Source organism: Streptomyces capoamus, from assembly GCF_014654935.1.
Taxonomy (GTDB): Bacteria; Actinomycetota; Actinomycetes; order Streptomycetales; family Streptomycetaceae; genus Streptomyces; species Streptomyces capoamus.
Genome location: NZ_BNBF01000019.1, coordinates 116,916 through 120,812, shown reverse-complemented (window position 1 = coordinate 120,812; position 3,897 = coordinate 116,916). Strand labels below are relative to the sequence as shown.

General features: G+C 71.3%; 3 protein-coding genes, 1 tRNA gene and 1 pseudogene. 2 read left to right on the top strand and 3 right to left on the bottom strand.

Translation table 11 applies throughout. The features are described from left to right. Positions 1-36: 36 nt before the first annotated feature. From IE312_RS27015 to IE312_RS27005, 3 genes are all read right to left on the bottom strand, one after another. Positions 37-558 carry a DUF3566 domain-containing protein gene (locus IE312_RS27015; protein WP_189984924.1) on the bottom strand — a complete coding sequence of 174 codons (522 nt, stop codon included), beginning with the start codon at positions 556-558 and terminating at the stop codon, positions 37-39. Between the two features lie 423 nt (positions 559-981). Then, positions 982-1,068: transfer RNA gene (locus tag IE312_RS27010), tRNA-Ser, on the bottom strand. Positions 1,069-1,152: 84 nt separating this feature from the next. After that, entirely contained in the window at positions 1,153-2,538 is a 1,386-nt protein-coding gene (locus IE312_RS27005) for a S1C family serine protease (protein WP_189984923.1), read from the bottom strand. Between the two features lie 282 nt (positions 2,539-2,820). Here IE312_RS27005 and IE312_RS27000 point away from each other — a divergent pair, with 282 nt between their 5' ends. Both IE312_RS27000 and IE312_RS42005 read left to right on the top strand, forming a co-directional pair. After that, a complete protein-coding gene (locus tag IE312_RS27000) occupies positions 2,821-3,648 on the top strand; it encodes a glycerophosphodiester phosphodiesterase (protein ID WP_189984922.1) in 828 nt (275 codons plus the stop codon). Between the two features lie 137 nt (positions 3,649-3,785). Next, a pseudogene (locus tag IE312_RS42005) lies at positions 3,786-3,897 on the top strand (ATP-binding protein); the annotation flags it as partial.

The following is a 3,897-nucleotide window of genomic DNA, read 5'->3' as shown; positions in this document are numbered from 1 at the left end:
GGGGCGCCCCCGCGACCGGGGGCACTGCGCCTCGGTTCATCGCCCACCAGGGTCCGACGCCGATCGCTGCCGTTCGTACCTGCTGGTGTCAGCTGCGGTTTCGGCGGGGCCGCTGCGCTGCGCCTTCCGCTCAGGCCGCCCGGGTGGAAGCTGAAGCCCGAGGCGCTTCGTGTGAGAGAAGTCGACCGGCAAACGGGTGTACAGACGCTGCCAGGCGCGGACATGCAGCCACTTCATGAGGTGCAGGGCCTGGGCCACCGGTGTCGGCTCGCTGAGATCGTCAGTCAGGGCCACCTCGACACCTCCGCTGAACTGCGCGGTGTAGTTGTACATGAGGCTGCACAGGCAGGCCAGGCCGGTGCCCAGGAAGACCTCCAGGGTGACGATCACGATACCGAGGAACAGCGTCTCCGACGGGGTCGGCCACGCGCCAGGGACCAGGATGTCGAGAATGACCGACGCGGTGAGCACGGAGCCAAGGGCGCACATCCCCAGGGCCCCCAGGAAGAGGAAGCTCGTCACCGTGACCGACCAGGGGTTGGTCTCGACTATGCGCATGCTGACGGACCGGCGCGGTGGGGCGTGCGGGAGGGGCTGATCAAGCCTCGGCGCCGACCGCGGCGACTCGACTCCGGATGCCGTCGGAACGGGCGCCGCCGATGCCGTCACGCTGCGGGATCCGATCCTCGGCGCCCGCTTACGCACCGTCCTGCGCGTCCTGATGCGCATGATTCCGCTCATGTCCGCTCCCTGCTCGGTCCATACCCGTGACGGTAGGGGCAGAAGCGCTGCGGCGCACCCGGGCGATTACGCAGAGTGAAAGGGAGTGCGCACGCGCAGGGGCTGCAAGCCGCCCCCAGTCGCCGCATCCGTACGCAAGGCACCACCCGACCGGCGAATCAGGGTGAGACAAGGTATGCGCAGAGGGGGTGCCCCTGGTGGTGGGGCACCCCCTCTGAACTGCAACATCCATGACCTGTGCGGAGGCGGTGGGATTTGAACCCACGGTGACATCGCTGCCACGACGGTTTTCAAGACCGTTCCCTTAGGCCGCTCGGGCACACCTCCCCGCGCCACCGGAGATCGACGGCGCGGGTACAGATTACCGGCCCGGCAACGGGTCGCGGGGCCCTGGTCGCCGTACGGGACGGGTCAGCTGTCGCCCTGCCGTGCGCCCAGCGTCAGTTGCACCGTGTGCTCCTGGCCGCCCCGCTTGTAGGTGATCGTGACCTTGTCGCCCGGCTCGTGGGTCCAGATCTCGCCGATCAGGGTCGGCCCGCTGTCGATCACATGGTCGTCGAGCTTGGTGATGACGTCACCGGGCTTCAGGCCGGCCTTGTCCGCCGGGCCGCCCGACTCCACCGCGGCCGAGCCGCCCGTGCCCTGGTCGGTGATCTGGGCGCCGTTGCCGGAGTCCTCCAGGGAGACGGAGGCGCCGATCTTCGCGTACACCGGCTTCCCCGTCTTGATCAGCTGCTGGGCGACGTACTTGGCCTGGTTGATCGGGATGGCGAAGCCCAGGCCGATCGAACCCGACTGGCCGGAGCCGAAGCCGCCGCTGCCGGTGGACTGGATGGCGGAGTTGATGCCGATGACCGCGCCGGAGGCGTCCAGCAGCGGGCCGCCGGAGTTGCCCGGGTTGATCGACGCGTCGGTCTGCAGCGCGCTCATGTACGACGCCTTGCTGGAGGAGCTGCCGTCGCTGGAGGCCACCGGGCGGTTCTTGGCACTGATGATGCCGGTGGTCACCGTGTTGGACAGCCCGAAGGGGGCGCCGATGGCGATGGTCTCGTCGCCGACGGCGACCTTGTCGGAATCGCCCAGGGCGAGCGGCTTGAGGTCGGAGGGGGCGTTCTTGAGCTTGATGACCGCCACGTCGTAGCCCTGCGCGTGGCCGACGATCTCGGCGTCGTACTTCCTGCCGTTCGGGAAGGTGGCCGTCAGCTTGCCGCCGTCCACCGCGTCCGCCACCACGTGGTTGTTGGTGACGATGTGGCCCTGGGTGTCGAAGACGAAGCCGGTGCCCGTGCCGCCCTCGCCGTTGTTGCTCTCCGCCTCGATGGTGACCGTGCTGGGCAGCGCCCGGGCGGCCACGCCCGCGATGGTCCCCGGCGCGCGCTTGACCTGGGCGGCGCTGCTGTCGGCGGAGACGGTGGTGGAGCCGCGGTCGTCGCGGTCCTTGGCCAGGGTGTAGCCGAGGCCGCCGCCCAGGCCGCCCGCGACGAGCGCGGCCACCAGGACCGCCGCCACCAGGCCGCCGCGTCCGCTGCGCGGCTTGGGGGCGGGCTGCTGGTAGGAGGCGCCCCAGCCGGTGCCCGGGCCGCCGGCCCCGCCGTCGCCGTAGGCCGGGGTGGCCGGCGGCGGGGGCCAGGCGCCGTGGGCGGCCGTGGGGGTGTCCTGGGGCACGGGGGGCAGGGGTGCCGTCGGTGCGTTCCCCTCGGGCGCGTGGCCCTGCGGTGGTGCTGCGGGAGAGGCCATCGGCACGGGAGGTGCGGACGGCGCCGGGGGTACCGCGTTGCCCTCGTTCTCGGTGCTCACAGGTCTTCTCCTCGGTCCACGCCTGTTGTCGTCGGTCATGCTGCTGCAGTGCTCTGCATTCAGCTTTTCCCACGGGCCGTCAGAGCACCATAAGCGGTGGCTGTGGGTCCGCCGGTCCTCTTTATATAGGTTTATATAGGATCTTCCGCGCAAAGGTTTCACAAACGAGCGGCCGGTGCCCGTCCCGGCGGCGGTACGGCCCGCGCTCCCGTGCGCTCCCGTTCTTCGCACGGATGCGCCGGTGCCGCCCCGTCTACCCGGCGACGGTGGCACCATGACGCGGTGACCCACGCACGACAGCACACCATCCAGGTAGTCGCCCACCGCGGTGCCTCCGAAGACGCCCCCGAGCACACCCTCGCCGCCTACCGCAAGGCGATCGAGGACGGCGCGGACGCCCTGGAGTGCGACGTACGGCTGACCGCGGACGGGCACCTGGTCTGCGTCCACGACCGGCGGGTGAACCGTACCTCCAACGGCCGTGGCGCCGTCTCCGCGCTGGAGCTCGCCGACCTGGCCGCCCTCGACTTCGGCTCCTGGAAGACGCGCGACGCCTGGCGCGGACGGGACGAGGAACCCGACTGGGAGCACCGGCCGGAGGACCGCGAGGAGACCTCCGTCCTCACCCTGGAGCGGCTGCTGGAGCTGGTCGCGGACGCCGGGCGGCGGGTGGAGCTGGCCATCGAGACCAAGCACCCCACGCGCTGGGCGGGGCAGGTCGAGGAGCGGCTGCTCGCGCTGCTGGAACGGTTCGGCCTGCACGCGCCGGGCTCCGCCGCCGAGTCCCCGGTCCGCGTCATGAGCTTCTCGGCGCGCTCGCTGCACCGCGTACGGGCCGCAGCGCCCGCGCTGCCGACGGTCTACCTGATGCAGTTCGTCTCACCCCGGCTGCGCGACGGGCGGCTGCCCGCGGGGGTGCACGTGGCGGGTCCCTCGGTCCGGATCGTGCGCAACCACCCCGCCTACGTCGAGCGGTGGAAGGAGGCCGGCCACCAGGTCCACGTGTGGACGGTGAACGAGCCCGGGGACGTGGATCTGTGCGCCGGGCTCGGCGTGGACGCCATCATCACCAACCGCCCGCGCGCGGTGCTGCGGCAGCTGGGCCGCTGAGCCGGGCCACCGAGCTTCCCTGCCGGCGCGCCGGACGCCGTACCCGGCGCCGAACCGGACGCCTTCGGTCGGCCGGATCACGCCGTACCGGTCACTTCCGGACAGGGTTCGTCACAGGGTGTGCACCGGCGCGTTCGCTGCGTGTTCGGCCGCGTCGAATGCGTCACCGGAAGGGGATTGGCCGGTTTCCGGTTCAGGCCAAGAGGGCATCCACACCGTGGCGTGGGGCGAAGGAGGTCTCGGGGGTGG